The sequence below is a fragment of the Microcystis wesenbergii FACHB-1317 genome (assembly GCF_014696875.1).
Taxonomy (GTDB): domain Bacteria; phylum Cyanobacteriota; class Cyanobacteriia; order Cyanobacteriales; family Microcystaceae; genus Microcystis; species Microcystis wesenbergii_A.
On the sequence record NZ_JACJQV010000099.1, the window covers coordinates 17,514 to 34,965 of the forward strand.

The 17,452-nt window shown below is 39.4% G+C and carries 13 protein-coding genes and 1 pseudogene; 6 read left to right on the forward strand and 8 right to left on the reverse strand.

Translation table 11 applies throughout. From position 1 onward, the window contains the following. The first annotated feature begins 93 nt into the window (after positions 1-93). Entirely contained in the window at positions 94-639 is a 546-nt protein-coding gene (locus H6F92_RS06820; protein ID WP_190357265.1) for a hypothetical protein, read from the forward strand. On the opposite strand, the gene sds is transcribed toward H6F92_RS06820, so the two are convergent. Further along, entirely contained in the window at positions 636-1,607 is a 972-nt protein-coding gene (gene sds / locus H6F92_RS06825; RefSeq protein WP_002761730.1) for a solanesyl diphosphate synthase, read from the reverse strand. The genes H6F92_RS06820 and sds overlap by 4 nt on opposite strands. 49 nt (positions 1,608-1,656) lie before the next feature. Further along, positions 1,657-1,797 carry a hypothetical protein gene (locus H6F92_RS06830; RefSeq protein WP_155119759.1) on the reverse strand — a complete coding sequence of 47 codons (141 nt, stop codon included), beginning with the start codon at positions 1,795-1,797 and terminating at the stop codon, positions 1,657-1,659. A 138-nt stretch (positions 1,798-1,935) separates the two neighbouring features. On the opposite strand from H6F92_RS06830, the gene H6F92_RS06835 reads away from it, so the two are divergent. Beyond that, a complete protein-coding gene (locus H6F92_RS06835; protein WP_190357267.1) occupies positions 1,936-2,631 on the forward strand; it encodes an HAD family hydrolase in 696 nt (231 codons plus the stop codon). Here the strand turns inward: H6F92_RS06835 and H6F92_RS06840 are convergent. Further along, positions 2,628-3,251, reverse strand: coding sequence for a CPP1-like family protein (locus H6F92_RS06840; RefSeq protein WP_190357269.1), 624 nt, complete (start codon positions 3,249-3,251; stop codon positions 2,628-2,630). The two genes, H6F92_RS06835 and H6F92_RS06840, sit on opposite strands and share 4 nt — an antisense overlap. Positions 3,252-3,337: 86 nt before the next feature. Next, positions 3,338-4,399: a CIA30 family protein gene (locus H6F92_RS06845; RefSeq protein WP_190357270.1), complete on the reverse strand. Its 1,062-nt coding sequence runs from the start codon at positions 4,397-4,399 to the stop codon at positions 3,338-3,340. 347 nt (positions 4,400-4,746) lie between these two features. Between H6F92_RS06845 and H6F92_RS06850 the strand changes: the two are divergent. Next, positions 4,747-4,866 (forward strand): annotated as a pseudogene (locus H6F92_RS06850) (IS30 family transposase); the annotation flags it as partial. 68 nt (positions 4,867-4,934) lie between these two features. Beyond that, on the forward strand, positions 4,935-6,611 hold the full coding sequence (locus tag H6F92_RS06855; RefSeq protein WP_190357272.1) for a WD40 domain-containing protein: 1,677 nt from the start codon (positions 4,935-4,937) through the stop codon (positions 6,609-6,611). Between the two features lie 21 nt (positions 6,612-6,632). On the opposite strand, the gene H6F92_RS06860 is transcribed toward H6F92_RS06855, so the two are convergent. The 3 genes from H6F92_RS06860 to sir form a co-directional block, all read right to left on the reverse strand. Next, complete coding sequence (locus H6F92_RS06860) at positions 6,633-7,712, reverse strand: MAE_28990/MAE_18760 family HEPN-like nuclease (protein WP_190357274.1); 1,080 nt, start codon at positions 7,710-7,712, stop codon at positions 6,633-6,635. A gap of 2 nt (positions 7,713-7,714) precedes the next feature. Then, the gene (locus H6F92_RS06865) at positions 7,715-8,974 is read right to left on the reverse strand and encodes a GmrSD restriction endonuclease domain-containing protein (RefSeq protein WP_190357276.1); all 1,260 of its coding nucleotides are present in this window, start codon (positions 8,972-8,974) and stop codon (positions 7,715-7,717) included. Between the two features lie 247 nt (positions 8,975-9,221). Then, on the reverse strand, positions 9,222-11,159 hold the full coding sequence (gene sir / locus H6F92_RS06870; protein WP_190357277.1) for a sulfite reductase, ferredoxin dependent: 1,938 nt from the start codon (positions 11,157-11,159) through the stop codon (positions 9,222-9,224). Positions 11,160-11,355: 196 nt separating this feature from the next. Here sir and H6F92_RS06875 point away from each other — a divergent pair, with 196 nt between their 5' ends. After that, positions 11,356-13,755 (forward strand): ATP-binding cassette domain-containing protein, encoded by a 2,400-nt coding sequence (locus H6F92_RS06875; protein WP_190357279.1) that lies wholly within the window; start codon positions 11,356-11,358, stop codon positions 13,753-13,755. Positions 13,756-13,991: 236 nt separating this feature from the next. Here the strand turns inward: H6F92_RS06875 and msrA are convergent, their stop codons facing one another. Continuing rightward, the gene (msrA, locus tag H6F92_RS06880; RefSeq protein ID WP_190357281.1) at positions 13,992-14,654 is read right to left on the reverse strand and encodes a peptide-methionine (S)-S-oxide reductase MsrA; all 663 of its coding nucleotides are present in this window, start codon (positions 14,652-14,654) and stop codon (positions 13,992-13,994) included. Positions 14,655-15,357: 703 nt separating this feature from the next. On the opposite strand from msrA, the gene H6F92_RS06890 reads away from it, so the two are divergent. After that, entirely contained in the window at positions 15,358-17,340 is a 1,983-nt protein-coding gene (locus H6F92_RS06890; protein WP_190357283.1) for an ATP-dependent nuclease, read from the forward strand. Positions 17,341-17,452: the final 112 nt, after the last annotated feature.

Sequence of the window (17,452 nt, forward strand, 5' to 3'; positions counted from 1 at the left end):
AGTTCGGAGCCTTCTTTTCACTGATTAATGATTACTGTTTACTGTTCACTGTTTACTGTTCACTGTTTACTGTTTACTGATTAAGGTTATCAAATGAACGAGACAATAATTTTTCGGATATCACCAATAATTCGGGTAACTTTATTAAGTTTATATGTGGCGTTAACCATCCCGTTACCCTTTTTAGCAAAAGTCACTAATTCCCCCGTTAATCCCAATTTTCTTTGGGTAGGAATTAGCTTAGGATTAATCGCTTTATACGGAGCTTTAAGTGAAAGAGTGGTTTTATCAGAAACAGGGATACAAGTTACCTATCCCCAATGGTTTCCCGCTTTTCTTCGCTCTGGTTGGTGGTTAAATTGGACAGATATAAAAGAACTTAAATGTCGCAGTACAGGACAGGGTGGTTTAGTTTATTATTTCCTTGATCGCTCCGCGGAAAAAGCCTATTTATTGCCGATGCGAGTAGTGGGATTTAATCGCATGGTCAAAATAATCGAGGAAAAAACTAACTTGGATATGACTGATATTCGCCCCCTTTCTCAGCCTTGGATGTATGGAATTCTTTTTATTCTCACCCTATTTTTATTATTAGTCGATGGGTGGACTATTGCTACGGCGAGAACTATTATTCCCTAATAAATTCGGCTCAAAACGTAATCCACTAGCTCGATTAACACCTCTTTTGAGGGAGAAGAAGCTAAACAGTCAAGGTGTTTTAAGGCACTTTGACCGTATTGACTGGCTAACTCTTTTGAGCGAGGAATCCCTTGGCTAGAGTGAATAAAATCAAGAGCTTTTTCGATGTCTCCTTCCTGACTAAATTCCCGTTCGATTAACACTTCTATATAGGGATTTTCCTCCATAGCAAAGAGAGCGGGAGCAGTGATATTACCACTGATCAAATCGGAGCCAGAGGGTTTTCCTAATACTTCCGTGGGGGAGGTAAAATCGAGAATATCATCGACGATTTGAAAAGCTAATCCTAAATTGCGACCATAATTATATAAATGATGATTAACTTCAGCCGATTGCTCGCTTAATACCCCAGCGGCTTTGGCACTATTGGCAATTAAAGAAGCTGTTTTGTAGTAACTTTTTTCTAGATAAGCTGCCAAGGAGATACTGGTATCAAAGCGATTAATTCCCTGTTGAATTTCCCCTTCAGCAAAATCGCGAATCACTTCCGAGAGCAATTTTACCACTTCTAAATTATCTAAATTAGCTAGATACCAAGAGGATTGAGCGAAGAGAAAATCCCCCGCTAAAACCGCCACGCGATTGTCAAATAAACTGTTAACGGTGGGAACACCCCGGCGCAATTCCGCCTCATCTACCACATCATCATGGACGAGACTGGCAGTGTGGATCATCTCGGTGATTTCGGCTAATCGACGATGACGGGGAGTGATATCCCGGTCTAACATGGTAGCGCGAGATACCAGCAACACGATCGCCGGTCGAACGCGTTTACCACCGGCCTCGAACAAATGTTCTGCTGCCGCCGCTAAAATGGGATGACGAGCGCCGACGAGATTTTTTAAGTTATCGGTCAAAAGACGGAGATCATCGTCAACGGGTGCGAATAAAGAAGTTGTTGGGATCATTGGTTAGCCAATTGGCGAGATAGTTACGAAAGTTTACATATCCTTACATTTATTTTAAGCTAACCGTCCAGACTAGGGAAGGGGAAGCATCAGTGTTGCCAAAGGCACGGCGTAGCCGTCCAGTGATCAGTAAACAGTAATCAGTGGCTAGTGGCCAGTGGGGAGATAGAGAGAACAAATAAAAAGTCATCTCCGAACTCCTAACTTCTAACTTCCTGACGACTGACGGCTGATAACTGATAACTGATAACTGATAAAACTCTTGTCATTGTCAAGACTCTAGGGTAACTTGTATATAAAAATTAATAAAGCGAGAAGTATTAGAACGATGTTGAGACTAATTAGCGACTTTGACGGCCCGATAATGGACGTATCGGAGCGATATTACCGGGTTTATCAAGAATGTTTACAGAAAACCGCCTATAAAGGTCAAATTATCGGGGAATTATCGAAAGCGGAATTCTGGCAGTTAAAACGGGATCAGGTTTCTGAGAAGCGTATCGGGGAAATGTCAGGATTAGATGAAGATCAAGCGCGTAAATTTGCCCATCTTCGTCGTCAAACTGTTCATACTTTACCCTATCTTGTCCACGATCGCCCGGTGGTTGGTTCTTTGGAAACTCTCCAGAAAATCCAAGATTTAAAGATCGATTTAGTCGTCATGACGATGCGGCGGGTATCCGAGCTAGATCATGCCTTTAATCGCCACGACATCGGTCGTTTTTTCGCCGCTAATCGTCGTTATTGTCTAAATAATAATTACAGCAAAACCAACGACGTGCGCGACAAAACCCTGCTTATGGCTAAGGCCGCTAAGGAACTGCCGGCGGCTGCCGACACTTGGATGGTGGGGGATACGGAAGCGGATATTACCGCCGCTAAGAGCCAAAATATTAAGGTTATTGGCGTATTATCGGGGATTCGCAGCCGTTCCCGTTTAGAGAGCTACGAGCCTGACTATATCGTCAATAACCTTGGCGAAGCAGTGGACGTGATCTTGGGATCACTGCGAGCGTTCGGTTAACGGAAAAAACTACTAATCACCCAAAAGATTAGAAAAGTGACGAGCGCATAAATTTGGCGACCGCCGAGAATATTCAAATCAGCCTTGGCCGCTAAACTGGCTAATCCCGCTCCCAGAGCGACTCCTAGCACTAAACCAGCGAAAGTGAATAGTAAGGCGCGGCCAAAACGTTTTTCTTTGCGGTTGAAAAAATAGATATTAACGAAAACGCCAAAAGCTAGGAGCAGCGATAAAAGGGAGCCACTGGGATGATCGTGAACTAACAGCGTTATTGCTCCTAAACAAGCGTAAATCACTGCTGGTACGCCGATATCCTGTGCAGAAGGTGTATCGATTAAGCTTTGCCACCAGTGAGGAGATTTGCTGCTAGTAACCGGTTTACTTTCCACCGGAATCGTCAGACGTTCAGGAAAACGAATGCGATCGGGTACTTTAATTCTACCTTCCTGTCGCATCCGCAGTCGATCCATGAGGACGGAATCGTAGGCCGCCTCGATCGATTCGACAATTTTGCTATCATTCTGATACTGTTGCACCAGTCTTTGTTTGGCCTCTTGAATTTCTTCAAAAGAGGATTCTTCAGTAACCCCAAGTTGTTCGTAGGGATTCTGTTCACTCATGAACATACCTCCTTAATTATGCTCCCGATAGTCATGATCTTAACCCGATGTTCAGTAGTGTAACTTGAGATGCAAGCTTATTTAAATTAATTAAGTTTAGCGAAAATCTGAGCAGAATCGATCGCTTCGTAGGGATAACCACTGGCATCTAAAAGGCTTTTTTCGGCGATTTCTCCTTCCTTAACGATAATTAAGCGGTTTTTACCCCCGTAGGCCTTAATTGTGACAATTTCTAAAGCAAATAATCCTGGGGAGAAACGGGGATTTAGGGCCCCATCGTACTCGAATTTACTCTGCATTAACTGCAAAGCATAGACGCTACTGCTATCAAAGGGTACTGCATCTCTCATCGTTTTGGCCCGCACTACCGGGATTAAATCGCCAAAGGGAATAGAAATCTTTTGCAGGGTGCGATCAAGTGTATCAAAAGAATAACAGTAACCGATACCATCCCAACGTCCCTCACAGCGCAGAATTAATTTATAGCGTTTTCCGTCCCCTTGTACCTGTAATTCTATTCCCTCGTAGTTAGATAAATTTAGGGGAGGATTCAGGTTTCTGGTACGAACTGAGGCAAAACCGCCGTTATTTTCGGTTCTAACGATACCAGAAAAGAGCGCGCGTCCCCCGGTTAGGGTTATCTGACTCTCACTCACTCCTCCCATTACCACATCATCCACCGCACCCCAGATTTCTTTTATGTCACTGCTGGGATTGCTAAAGTCAAAGAGGGTTTTTTCGGCGGTTATACCGGCATTTTTCAGTAAATCGAGTAAATTAGCTAAACTATGGCGGTTATTCTCCCCTTGACAGTAGATAATCTCATCAATCCCCGTGAATAATTGCGGGGTTTGCAGAGCGAATAAATCGACATTTTCGCCGAATAATTGACGTGCATCATCAATATTATCGACTAAAGCGCGAATTTGATAGTTTTGCTGCTGTAATTGAGTGATTACTTTTCTACCGATCGCATTTTCCCCACCAATGACTAAAATGGTCTTCATTGCTTGCTCATTTGTTAGCTGAATTTTTTTATCTTCCCCGAAACCGAGCAGCTTTTGCAGACAACTCCACAGGGGAATACTATCAAAATAGTCTAGAGTTTGCCAAAATCTCTGAAAATCCCAACTTTTTGACTCAGCCATAACTTTTATCTCCTTACTGCCATTAATTTTTATTGTATCGAGTTAGCTTGGCTGTTTGAGATCAAAAGCTCTCCTGTAAACATCAAAAATCTTCTGTTAGGTGAGGAGACTCCGAGACAGGAGGAGAAAAAAGACAAGAGACAACTATCCTATTCATAAAACCGAAGATGATGTCAAATTTATCTGTGCTTTTAGATATTTTGACCCGATAGCGGCTCGAGAACTTAATTTTGCAGGATATTAATTCTAACCCAAAATATTTTTACTTTGTTCGATTCCATACTATCTAAGTTTTTAAGCTCATTAAAACTACTAATTTGCTATAACCAGTCTAGGAAACCCAACGGGAGGAAGCGGAAAAAGTTGTGGAGTTAATTAACAATCGTCCCCGAAAATGTCTTGACTATGCCACCCCATTTGAGGTATTTCATGAAATAGGATCAGATAGTGATGCAATTCAGATTTAAATTGGCGCTAAACCAGGCTACACTCTCTAGGAGAAACGCCAGGACTAACTGCATTATTTCCGAAAAATATGGCTAAAAAGCTCGATTTTGTTGTTCCTGCCATCGGTGGAGTCACGGGAGCCAATTTATCCGCTTGTCTGGGAAATATCGGCTTAGTCGGCGGATTTGGCGGTATAAGCGTCGGTTTAGTGGGAATGACGGGGATTGGCATCCTGACAAGTTCGGCAATTTATGCAGGACTAGAAACAAACGATCGCACCGTGGGGTTAGCTTTGGGGATGGGAAGCCTTGGCGGAATCGGTATCTACTCTACCTTTGGGGGTGTGGGAGTCGCGGTTAAAGGTACAGCTTTCGCTGTTGGTGTGGGTTCTATGGCGATCGCTGGTGGGGGAGTCGGGTTAGGAGTCTATGGACTGATGAAAATGTTATCTCCCACCTACTCCGACAATAATTTTTATGACAATCTAGAATTTTTTGAGCGCATTACTAGAGAGTACGAAGCAGCTTTATTTTGGCAAGAAGTTACGGGAAAATATGAAAATCTAGAGGCAGAATTACAGCAACTGTTAGCAGAAGTATCTGTTCAGGAAAATCCACAGTTATATTCTACAGAAATTACTATTCCAGAGCATTTATCTTGGCAGTGTTTCCAAACTCTTAAAGGTCATCAGGCAAATATTGGGGCGATCGATATTAGTGCTGATGGTAAAATTATCGCTAGTGCGGGAGAAGATCAAACCATAAAACTTTGGCAGCGAGAAACGGGTAAATTAATTTATTCCTTTGTGGGAGTTAATGAGTCGATCCAAACTCTGGCTATAAGTCCTAACGGTAAATCGATCATTGCTGGTGGATTCGATGGCAGAATTAGTCAGTGGCAATTAGAAACTAAGCAGTATAAAAGTAGTTTTTTCGCTCGTGTAAATGCTCCCGATAGCCACGATGGTGTAATTTTACAATTAGCTTTTGCTGCCAATGAAAGATTTATTGTTAGTGCTAGTAATGACAAAACTCTGCGAATCTGGAGTTATTATACAGGAGAATTAAAGCGAACTTTAATTGGTCATGAGGAGGCAGTTAATACCTGCGCTATTAGTCCCGATAGCCAAATTATTGCTAGTGGTAGTGATGATAAAACTATTAAATTATGGCGATTTGATCATAGTTATGCTTATCAAACTTTTATCGGTGATAAGGTAGCCGTTAACAGTTTAGCTTTTAGTAATGATGGTCAATATCTAATTAGTGGCGGTGGGGATAAAACGATTAAAATCTGGGATATCAAGACAGGAAAAATTATTAAAAGTTGGCAGGCACACGAGCAGGCAATTATCAGTATTGCTATTAATCCTCATCGTCATTTAATTGCTAGTGCTTCCCGAACAGAAATCAAAATTTGGCAAGGACAAACTGGAGAATTAATTAAAACTTTACGGGGAACTGCTCCCTTAAAATTTAGTCCTGATGGTCAATTTTTAATTACAGGTAGTTATGGAGGTAAGGTAAAAATATGGTCGGAAATATTAGAAGAATTAGAAATATCACCCTCTGATTCTGACGATTGGTGGGAGGTTTTAGAAGTTTCTAAGAATGCCAGTTGGCCAGAAGTTAAACAAAGATATTATCAGCTTGCTCGTCAGTATCACCCCGATCACAATTCTTCCGCCATGGCGATTAAAATTATGCAAAAAATTAATCGAGCTTATGATCAGTTTTTATTTTCTATCTCGCAACAATCAATATGAAAAACGCTATATTTATTTCAATCAGTCCAAAATAACTAAATAAACTTCTAATCCTTTTTGACTTTCTTTGTCAAATTTTAAGCCTATTTCAGAATCTTTTATCTCTCTTATTGGAATTCTTCGGCGAGGGGTATTTTTGCCATTTTTATTAATTTGAATACTTTCAATAATAGCATTTTGACATATTTTTTTATTTTCACTGACTAAAAAAACTTTTTTACCGACTTCTAGTCTTTTATTGGATTCCTGTGGCTCATCTGATATTTTGACAGCGCAAGCTTGTTGCTGTTGATACCAATTGACAACTTTACCGAGCTTTTGAAGCTTTCCTATCTCGATCTTCCTAAAAACAAAGCAATAAAGAACTAATTCACTCATAGCTTGACATATAACTTCGACAAAATCACATAATTTTAGTAACTCATTGGCATTAAGAACGGTATCTATTTCTTTACCATGAGCAGAATTATTACGAAGTTCTATAAAATTATCTAATTCATTTTTCACACTACCCCTACTATTATTGTCAATAAAATTCTTAACTTTTTTATGATTTTCTATCCATTGCCAAGAATCAGTTGCAGATATGCCAGCATCGACTAAAAGTCCGGTTAATTGATCTTTTCTCAGATTAGCTTCATGTAACAAAAAAGCAGCTGATGTGAGATTATATTTAGTTGTATTTTTGTATTCAGTATCAAATAAATTTTTGATAATGTCCCTCTCTGAAAGAGAATCGAAGCGATTTCTTTTATTTTTATTGCCCAGTAATGTAGCACAACCAGTCTGATGCTTATTTCTTACAAATTCAGGTAAATCTTGATAGCAACTATATAATTGAGGCAGCAAAATAATCCAATCTCCCACTAGATTTTCGACAAAATTTTCGTAAAGAGCATATAACCTTGTGATAGATGAACAATGATCGTTAACTAGCCACTTGTCTCCTAAAGGAGCATTTGCTTGAAGATATTTTAAGTCTTCTGTGTTGAGTTGTGAAGGATTATCCGCAATAATTTCTCTAAGTTTTTCACTGATATTAATTATTGATCGAATGGTCTTTATCTCATCCTTTAGGTTATTTAAAAGTCCTTCAAACATTCTCAAATACTCTGCTTAAGAACTCGTTGAATCAGAGAATCAAAAATTTGAATACGAGCTTTAAAATCATCTTTGCTATCCCCTTCTCCAGTGAAAAGTCCTTTTTTAAATTTTTTATCTTGATGAGTAATTCCCTGGGAATCTTGAGTAAATAAGCTGATAGTTTCATCAATTATCGCTGATTTTTTAGTAATTAATTCTTGATAATGAGATAAATGGTTGCTGAAACTGATCATCACTGCATCATAGTAAACTTTATAAGCTTTCGATTTATATGTTTTGGTTTTACTATCGAAAGGCTTAAATAACTGATCCTGATAAATGTTAGATACTAACTCTATAGTTTGGTTAAATACTTGCTCAAACTCTTGGATATTCTCGTCGGAAAAATTAAGACTTTTTTTCATCATATAATTATCCAGATATTTAGATAAATTACCAGTATATTGATCAATATCCCTCAGGGCAAAAAAACGTAGGATTAATTCTACATCTTCCATCTTTTTATAAAATCCATTTTCTTTAAGTTCTTCTTTATCATTAATAGGAATATCCCAAGCTTTAGCAAAAATAGTATTCTCAGAAAGCTTTAATAAAAGTTCATTGAATTTCCCAGAGTAAAGACAGTTTCTTATTTCTTGGCGACTCAAAGATACACCTCCTGTATTGAGGCGTTCAAAAACCAGTTGTTTTAAAGATAAAGATTCCTCTGGGTCCGATAGAGACTCGGTAATAACAACTATAGTTGAAATGACTCGTCGATTGATACCATCTTTGATTTTTGCAGGAAGACTTTTATAGGTTCTTCCTTCTAATTCAGGCCAGATCTCTAAACCTGTTAATTGTAATTTGTTGTTATAAAAATTCTCAATTGCTGTGATTCTTTGTTGACCATCCATTACTTCATAGGAGTTATAGGAAGTTTCATAGAGAATCAGAGGAGGTACGGGAATATTCATCAAAAAAGATTCAATTAGTCTCGATTGTTTTTGTGCGTCCCAGCGATCCCGTCTCTGATAGAAAGGACGCGTTTCCATATAGTTAGGTTTCTTTAAAGAATCAGCAAAACTAGGCAACTTTTCTCGATTTATTTCTAATAATATTCTTCGTTCACCTTGTTCATATTTTTCATTAATTTCATTATCTGATAATTTTTTAACATCCTTTTGGGAACGTTTTTGCCAAGGATTTGTTTTAGTTCGTGAGATTGTCATAATTTCCCACCAGAGGGGTACAAATTGATATGACTGGACTTCCCTCATTCATTTTTAAGCATAGACTGAGGATATAAGTAGATAGGTATTAAAAACTTTCAGATCCCCCCGCCTATCGGCATCCCCCTTATCAAGGGGGGCAGGGGGGATCAAACCTAAAATCCATTTTTAATTTAATTATAACCAGCTACTTATACGAGAATTAAGAGTTATTGGTAATCTTCCCAGATAACTCTCAAAAGTTAATTCTCTTAAATTGGCAACTGGTCACTGATAACTGTTAACTGATAACTGATTAGGATTTTTGGCTGAAATAGGCCTCTAGTGCCGCATTGATGATTTGATTCATCGGCCGTTTTTCCGTTTCCGAAGCTTCCTTGAGACGGACAAACATATCATCGGGGACGCTGACACGGTTTTGATTTTTACGGACGCGTTTGGGTTTTGATTCAGTGGTAGTAGTTTCGGTCATTTTAGGTGTGTAGGTGGCTGAAAATGCTTGTAAAGCAGGGAAATTGACTCGATGACAGAATTCTCCGAAGGTTTCGTTATTTTGTTGCTCCTGTTGGAAGTAAACGAAAATCGGTTCTAAGACCTTTTCTAGATCATCGATCGCCATTTTATCCAAATAGGGGCGCGCTAGTCGAGTTTGATCGGCTGTTCCCCCTAACCAGAGTTGGTAGGAATTGGGAGCGCTACCCACAAATCCTAATTCTGCCATATAGGGACGCGCGCAGCCATTGGGACATCCTGTCATGCGGATGACAAATTCCTCTTTGGATAATCCTAAGCGATTAAGCAGGGTGCGAATGCGTTCAATCACGCTGGGTAAAATTCTTTCTGACTCAGTAATCGCTAATCCACAGGTGGGCCAAGCGGGACAGGCCATGGAATAACGGGTTAAAGGGTCAATTTCGGCGGGATTGGTGATAATTCCGTGTTCTTTCAGGATCGCCTCGATCGCTTGCTGATCCTTGGGTTCAATTTCGTAGAGAATGATATTATGGTTAGCCGTCAAGCGCATGGGTAGCTCAAAACGCTCGATAATCACTTTTAAGGCGGTTTTTAGCTGAAAACTGCCTTCATTTTTGACCCGGCCATTCTCCACAGAAAGACCAAAAAATAATTTTCCGTCTCCCTGTTCATTCCATCCCAAAAAGTCTTGATATTTCCAATCGGGGAGGGGTTGGTAGGGGGCAATTTTTTGGCCGAAATAACCCTCAACAGTGCTGCGGAATTTCTCTACTCCCCATTCTTCGAGGATATATTTCATTCTCGCATGACGACGATCTCCGCGATCGCCGTAATCCCTTTGGGTTGCTACGATCGCTTTTACCAGATCGTACACATCTTCTTTGTCCACATAACCGATCGGATCGGCCATTCTGGGGAAAGTTTCTTCCTTATTGTGGGTTCTTCCCAGTCCACCCCCCGCAAGGATGTTAAAACCCTGTAATTGACCATTTGCGTCGGTAATCACCACTAAACCGAGGTCATTGGTGTAGATATCGATGGAGTTGTCCCCCGGCACTGTGACACCGATCTTGAACTTACGGGGCATATAATGTTGACCGTAGATCGGTTCGATCGGATCCTTTTTGTTAATGCCATTTGTATCTTTTTGTCTCGATGCCTTGACTTCTGGCGCTTCTTCTGCACTGATCACTTTTTCGCCATCGAGCCAAATTTCGTAGTAAGCTCCAGTTTGGGGAGTGAGCAAATCGGCGATATTATTGGCATATTCCCAAGCATAGCCGTATTCAGGGCGATTTTTGTAGGGGGCTGGCGGTGCGGTGATATTGCGGTTAACATCACCACAGGCCGCTAAAGTGGATCCCATACTGCGGATAATTTCCCCGAGGGTAGCTTTGAGATTTTTCTTTAAAATGCCGTGTAATTGGAAGCCTTGGCGAGTTGTCACGCGTAAAGTGCCGTTACCGTAGCGATCGGACAAACTATCGAGGGTAAGATATAGTTGCGCGGGAATAAAACCCCCCGGACTGCGGGTACGCAACATCATTTGATAGTCTTTTTCTTGACCTTTGGCTCTATTGTCGCGATTATCCTGTTGATAGGAACCGTGAAATTTGAGGATCTGCACCGCCGCATCGGTAAAATGGGTTGTATCTTCGAGGAGTTCACTGGCCAAAGGTTCTCGCAAATAATTACTGCGTTCTTTGATACCTTCGACTTTAGAAACCTTGGCGGTAGGAGAAATAGGAGTTGTAACCATCGTCTAACAGCACGATAACCTGTGGATAGGTCTTAGGAATAGGAATTTAGACAAGCTCGATCGATCCTAAGAAGTTTTACTAACATGATCTCTAGAGTTCGTTCCAGACTCTGAGGTTAACAGTAGCGATCGAGACATCAATTCTATCTTAGCTTCTTACTGTCCCCCGCGAACGCCATCTACCGATCGAATTTTTATGACCAATTCTCCCAACATTAAAACGGTTATTAGTCAAGAACCCTACATTATTCTTAACAATCAGGGAGAATTTCTCCCTTCTATTAATCTGAGTCGTCCTAATTATAAATTGGGTCGGGATGGTCAACAGGTGGATTTAGTTGTTCCCCAACACTGGAAGGTGGTGAGTCGAGTCCAAGCTTGTTTTCGTCGTCAGGGAGATGATTACTATATCTACGATGGAGACGGGACTAATCCTAGTTCCAATCAACTTTTTATCAACAATCGCGTGATTACTCCCAAAGATGGCTATCTTTTACAAAATGGGGATGAGATTAATATCGGTCAAGATGTCAAAAATTCGGTCAAGATCACCTATTATCATCCTAACCAACAGGTAAAAAGCCAATCTTTAGCTTTTAAATCGGTCTCCCTAAGCAATCGCAGTGTAGTTTTAGGACGAGATAAGGCTGCGACTGTGGTTTTAGACGCTCCGACAATTTCCCGACAACACGCGATTATCGATAGCGATAACCAAAATCGTTATATTCTCTACGACAAAAGCACCAATGGAGTCTTTATCGACGGAGAAAAAGTATCGGGTAGTGCCATTTTAACTAACGGTTGTACGGTGAGAATCGGCCCCTATAGTTTTCGGTTGCAGGGAGATGACTTAGTTTTATTAGATACAGGGGATAATATCCGTCTGGATGCCGAAGATATCGTCAGGATGGTGCGGGATAAAAAGAAACAACCTTTGATAATTCTCAATCATATCTCCTTACCGATCGAACCGAGTCAATTAGTGGCGATTGTTGGGGGAAGTGGTGCGGGAAAATCGACTTTATTAAAGACTTTATTGGGAATTGAACCCACCACCTCGGGAACTGTTTATCTGAATGGGGAAGACCTCCGCCAGAATTTTAATATCTATCGCACCCAAATCGGTTATGTTCCCCAATACGATATCGTTCACAGGGATTTAACTGTGGGAGAAGTGTTATATTATGCTTCTAAATTAAGACTACCTCCGGATCTTAATTGCCAAGAAGTGATCGAGAAAACCCTGGAGCAGGTGGAATTGTTAGCAAGAAGAAATACTTTAGTCAGAGACTTAAGCGGTGGTCAATTAAAAAGGGTGAGTATTGCGGTAGAATTATTAGCCAATCCCAAATTATTCTTTTTAGATGAACCCACTTCGGGATTAGACCCCGGTTTAGATAAAAAGATGATGGAATTGCTGGCAAAATTGGCCAAAGAAGGCAGAACAATTCTCCTAGTTACCCATGCTACTAATAATATCAATCTCTGCGATCGATTAGTTTTTCTTGGTCAAGGGGGCAATTTATGTTATTTTGGTTCTCCGGGGGAGGCCTTAAATTTTTTCTCTTTACCTCAGGGGGATTTTGCCGATATTTATATTCATCTGGAAACTAGCGAAAAAGTTGATCAAGAATGTCAACGTTTCCAACAATCCGACTACTACAAAAATAATATTGAAGCAAGAATTGGTAAAATATTTCAGCAAAATAATAGTAAACCGCAACAGGTTCAACAATCTTTTTGGCAACAACTACAGGTCTTATGTCAACGCTATAGCCAGTTAATTATCCGTGATCAATTTAGTTTAATTTTATACCTATTAACCGCCCCGATTGGAATTTTCTTAATGGCCATGGTTTTAGGGGACAAAAATCCTTTATTTTTGGAGGATAATCCCAGGTTTGAAGATGCTATCCAATCGGCACCTTTAGCCTTAAAAACTCTCTTTGTTTTTACCTGCGCGCAATTGTGGGTAGGTTTTGCCTGTTCCCTACAGGAAATTGTCAAAGAATCAGCCATTTATCAGCGAGAAAGATTAGTTAATCTGGGATTATTACCCTATTTATTCTCAAAAATTCTGGTTTTAGCAGCCTTAGCTTTTCTGCAAACAATTGTAATTACCTGCGTAATATTTTGGGGATTTACTGACCCGCAACCGGAATTAATGACTTGGTTAACTGGCTGTTTTATTACCACATTTTTAACTATATTTGCGGCGATTAATCTCGGTTTATTAATTTCTGCTGGCGTTAGTAATATCACTCAAGCAAATAGTGCCTTACCTTTAATTTTAATTCCTCAGATTATCTTTGCTGGGGTATTATTTAGCTTAGAAAGTTTGGGGAAATATCTATCATGGTTGATGATTAGTCGCTGGTCGATTGCTGCCTATGGGGTATTAGTAGAGGTAGAAGCTATGATTGCAGAAGCGAAAGAACAAAATACCTTTAATATCCCTTTACCCTTTGAGGATACCAATCAAGTTTATCAATTATCTATCAATAATTTGTTATTGAATTGGGGAGTTTTAATTCTTCATTCCCTTATTTATTTTCTCCTTACCTATTGGTTGCAAAAAAGAAAAGATATTTTATGATCTAGATTATAGCGGTGTGCAGTCGTATGAGGTACAGTGTCACGAGCTATAAACCATGCTAGGCAAGGCTTGGTCTGTATCTCACTCAAGCGCTTACCGCTATATGAATGATAACTGATAACTGATAACTGATAACTGATAACTGATAACTGATAACTGATAACTGATAACTGATAACTGATAACTGATAACTGATAACTGATAACTGATAACTGATAACTGACTCCTAACCCTACTTAATTTAACTTCAGATCAAGAGCGATCGGACATTCCACTTTCGTTCCCCCTAAACCGCAGTAACCGCCGGGGTTTTTAGCTAAATACTGCTGATGATAAACTTCAGCATAATAAAATTCAGGTGCGTCGATAATTTCCGTGGTAATCTGACCGTAGTTCGCTTGATTGAGAGCTTCTTGGTAGATCGATCGAGATTTTTCCGCTAATTGCTTTTGCTGGGGACTATAGGTATAGATACCCGATCGATACTGGGTTCCCGTATCATTACCCTGACGCATTCCCTGGGTGGGATTATGACTTTCCCAGAAAACCTTTAACAGTTGTTCGTAGGAAATCACACTGGGATCATAGACCACTAAGACCACTTCATTATGCCCGGTCATGCCGGTACACACTTCCTGATAGGTGGGATTGGGGGTGATACCAGCCGCATAACCTACGGCTGTGGTGTAAACTCCTTCTAATTGCCAAAATTTCCGCTCTGCTCCCCAAAAACAGCCTAAACCGAACATTGCGCTTTCCATACCAGCAGGAAAGGGGGGCTGCAAAGGATGACCGTTAACGTAGTGGCCGCTAGGTACGGGCATTTTTTCCGATCGCCCGGGTAGTGCTTCCCTTACTGTAGGCAAAGTTAATTTTTTTCCGAATCCGAATAACACCATAATAAGAATTTGTCCAGAAAGTTTGACTTTACTTTACATTATCGCTTAATTTTAGGGATTTCAGTGATCGGTGATCAGAACTGATACTAAATCCGGTTATTAAAAACTGATTATTTATTCCCCTTTTTGCATGAGTGCATGAGCAGAAAACGGGTTTCTCGGAGAAACCCGTTTTCTGTGCGTTACTCAACGGATTTAGTATGAGGCTGCAGCTCAATTTTTGTCAATCTACTGATACCATTTTTCCAAAGTAATGGCAGAGATGGTTAATTACCCTCACCCCCAACCCCGGTCCGGCGAAGGGGAGAGGCGAGTAGGATGCCTGCCACGAATAAATAAAAATGCTATCAGCCAATTACTCTGAGAGTTAAGCAGTAAGCGTTGGGGTTGTTGGGTTTCGCTTGTTCAATCGAATTAATAGGTTTTCTCCTAAGTATTGTTTCGCTCAAACCAACCTACGAGACTGCTCCCTAATTAGATTTAATTGGGCTAACCTACTTCCCAATTGTGTTAGCATCAGAGATAAGTATAAAACAGCCGAACGATTAAAGCGAGACTATTGGCTCTATAGGGTGTTTAACTGTGGGACAATGTCGGAAGTTTATGTCATTCGAGATGCGGTTACGCTAGGACGGCAACCTGTTACAAGCATTGAACATTATCAGCTTGGACTAGAGGCAATTCTCCAGCAGGATGAACGGGAATGAAGATCAGCAAAATTCAGATTAAAAATTTTAAGTCTTTTCAAGATGTTACCGTAGATTTAGAGCCTGATTTTAATGTCTTTACTGGGGTTAATAATTCAGGAAAAACCAATTTGCTAGAGGCGATCGCTCTTTGGCATGAGTGTTTTAACTTCTTGTTATACCAAGCAATTCGTGCTAAACCTGAACGTTATCGAGCGGGGCATTATGTTTTTAAAGATACTCAGTATTTACTTTACACAGATATAAAAACGGTTCGTAGTTCTAATATTGATGACTTATTTTATCAGTGCGATAAAAGTCAAAAAATTGAATTAATTTTTATCTTTCAAGATATATCTTCTGAGCAAAGAGCAAACCCATTATTAAAGATTGGTTTTTCAATTACAAATTCCCATGGCAACAGCTACAAGCTAGAATTTTTAAATCGTCAAGATTTTGATTTTTTTCAGTTTAACCAACTATTTCATAATTTTCCTAAAGTAATTGGCTGTTCTTTTGCTTCTCCTGTTGCAACGATTAGAGCAGACGAAAGATTTTTAACTACTCCGCAGGTACTAGAAGCAATTCAAAAGCGAGAATCGGTTGAAGTCATTCGTAATCGTCTATACACTCTTCATAGTGATCAAGCAGACCCTCAATTATATGAGACATTTAAGCGCGATTTGTCGTATATTCTCTTTGATAGCCCTAGTGCAGAGGTTAGCTTTTTTACTTCTAGTGATTTTCGGGATGATGTCAAAGTTATTATTAATTACAAAATTGATAATCGTGATATAGAAAAAGATATTTCTTTACTGGGAAGTGGGACAATACAGATTATTGTAATTTTATTAAATTTATATTCTTTTGGGCAAAGAAATGATCTCAATTTGATTCTTTTTGATGAGCCTGATAGTCATATTCATCGTGACATACAGAGTCGGCTAATCAATACACTGCTTAGATTCTCTGAGACAACACAAATTTTTTTAACAACTCATAATGAAAGTTTAATTCGACAGGTTTCTTTACATCAATTATTTCATCTGGAAAATAGACCTCAATATAATTATAATGCTTTATCTCGACAAGAACTTCCCGTAGAGCCACGCTTTAAAGGAATTTATCCCTCTGCGCTAAATCCTATTATTAGTTCTTTAGGGAATAGTAATGGTTTAGATTTTATTAATGCCGTTGAAGCGGATAAAATCATTTTTGTCGAAGGTCAGGATGATGCAAAAGCAATTTATACGTTATTACAAAAGAATACTATTGGTATAAATACAAAAAAATATTCTTTCTGGGTGATGGGTGGAGTCTCTCAAATTTTTAAGGATTTACCTAGTTATAAAAAGATTTTTCAGTTAATTAAAAATCAGCAGAATTTATGGCAAAAATCTGTGTTAATTTTTGATAGAGATTTCTTAAATGACGACCATAAAAATCTAATTATAAATAATTTAAATAATCGGTTTAATTTGCCAACATATATCCCAAGTGCATATACGTTTGAATCTATTTTATTTACAGATTTTGATAAATTAGGTAGGTTACTTTTTCTGTGGTTAAGTCACCAGCAAAATTCGATTTCAGTGGATGCCGTAAGTCTTGCTCAAGGTCTTAAACAAGCCTATCTGAACTATATGAATCCCAAATTACAGCAATTACTCAATGATAATGAGGCATTTGAACAAATCATCTATCAATGCCGCTCTATTCGGGATAAGCTTAAGAGTGATGATATGTTGGGTACAAATGATAGGTCAATTCCAGAAAATGATGTTCAATTATCAACTGCTTATCGCAACTATTTCAATCAAATTTTGAATACACGGGATTTTTACAAGTATGCCAAAAAAGATGACGTTCAAGCAATTATCAATCAAGTGACCAAACCTTATAATATAGAGTTCAATATTGAGCAAGATTTTATTTCATTACTCAATCTTGTTGATCGCTCGACTTGGTTTAATGAGTGGGATTTTTTAACCAAATTGTAAAATTTTAACCCTGATGACCTACCCTAAACGCCTGATCGAAGTTGACCTACCCATTAAGCGAATTTCTGCCCATGCGCGGCGGTAAAAATCGATTCGTCATGGGCATATTTCT

What these genes read in the sequence shown, in the direction of transcription:
- H6F92_RS06820 (WP_190357265.1), top strand. Translation starts at nt 94, where the DNA reads ATGAACGAGACAATAATTTTTCGGATATCACCAATAATTCGGGTAACT.
- sds (WP_002761730.1), bottom strand. Translation starts at nt 1,607, where the DNA reads ATGATCCCAACAACTTCTTTATTCGCACCCGTTGACGATGATCTCCGT.
- H6F92_RS06830 (WP_155119759.1), bottom strand. Translation starts at nt 1,797, where the DNA reads ATGACTTTTTATTTGTTCTCTCTATCTCCCCACTGGCCACTAGCCACT.
- H6F92_RS06835 (WP_190357267.1), top strand. Translation starts at nt 1,936, where the DNA reads ATGTTGAGACTAATTAGCGACTTTGACGGCCCGATAATGGACGTATCG.
- H6F92_RS06840 (WP_190357269.1), bottom strand. Translation starts at nt 3,251, where the DNA reads ATGAGTGAACAGAATCCCTACGAACAACTTGGGGTTACTGAAGAATCC.
- H6F92_RS06845 (WP_190357270.1), bottom strand. Translation starts at nt 4,399, where the DNA reads ATGGCTGAGTCAAAAAGTTGGGATTTTCAGAGATTTTGGCAAACTCTA.
- H6F92_RS06855 (WP_190357272.1), top strand. Translation starts at nt 4,935, where the DNA reads ATGGCTAAAAAGCTCGATTTTGTTGTTCCTGCCATCGGTGGAGTCACG.
- H6F92_RS06860 (WP_190357274.1), bottom strand. Translation starts at nt 7,712, where the DNA reads ATGTTTGAAGGACTTTTAAATAACCTAAAGGATGAGATAAAGACCATT.
- H6F92_RS06865 (WP_190357276.1), bottom strand. Translation starts at nt 8,974, where the DNA reads ATGAGGGAAGTCCAGTCATATCAATTTGTACCCCTCTGGTGGGAAATT.
- sir (WP_190357277.1), bottom strand. Translation starts at nt 11,159, where the DNA reads ATGGTTACAACTCCTATTTCTCCTACCGCCAAGGTTTCTAAAGTCGAA.
- H6F92_RS06875 (WP_190357279.1), top strand. Translation starts at nt 11,356, where the DNA reads ATGACCAATTCTCCCAACATTAAAACGGTTATTAGTCAAGAACCCTAC.
- msrA (WP_190357281.1), bottom strand. Translation starts at nt 14,654, where the DNA reads ATGGTGTTATTCGGATTCGGAAAAAAATTAACTTTGCCTACAGTAAGG.
- H6F92_RS06890 (WP_190357283.1), top strand. Translation starts at nt 15,358, where the DNA reads ATGAAGATCAGCAAAATTCAGATTAAAAATTTTAAGTCTTTTCAAGAT.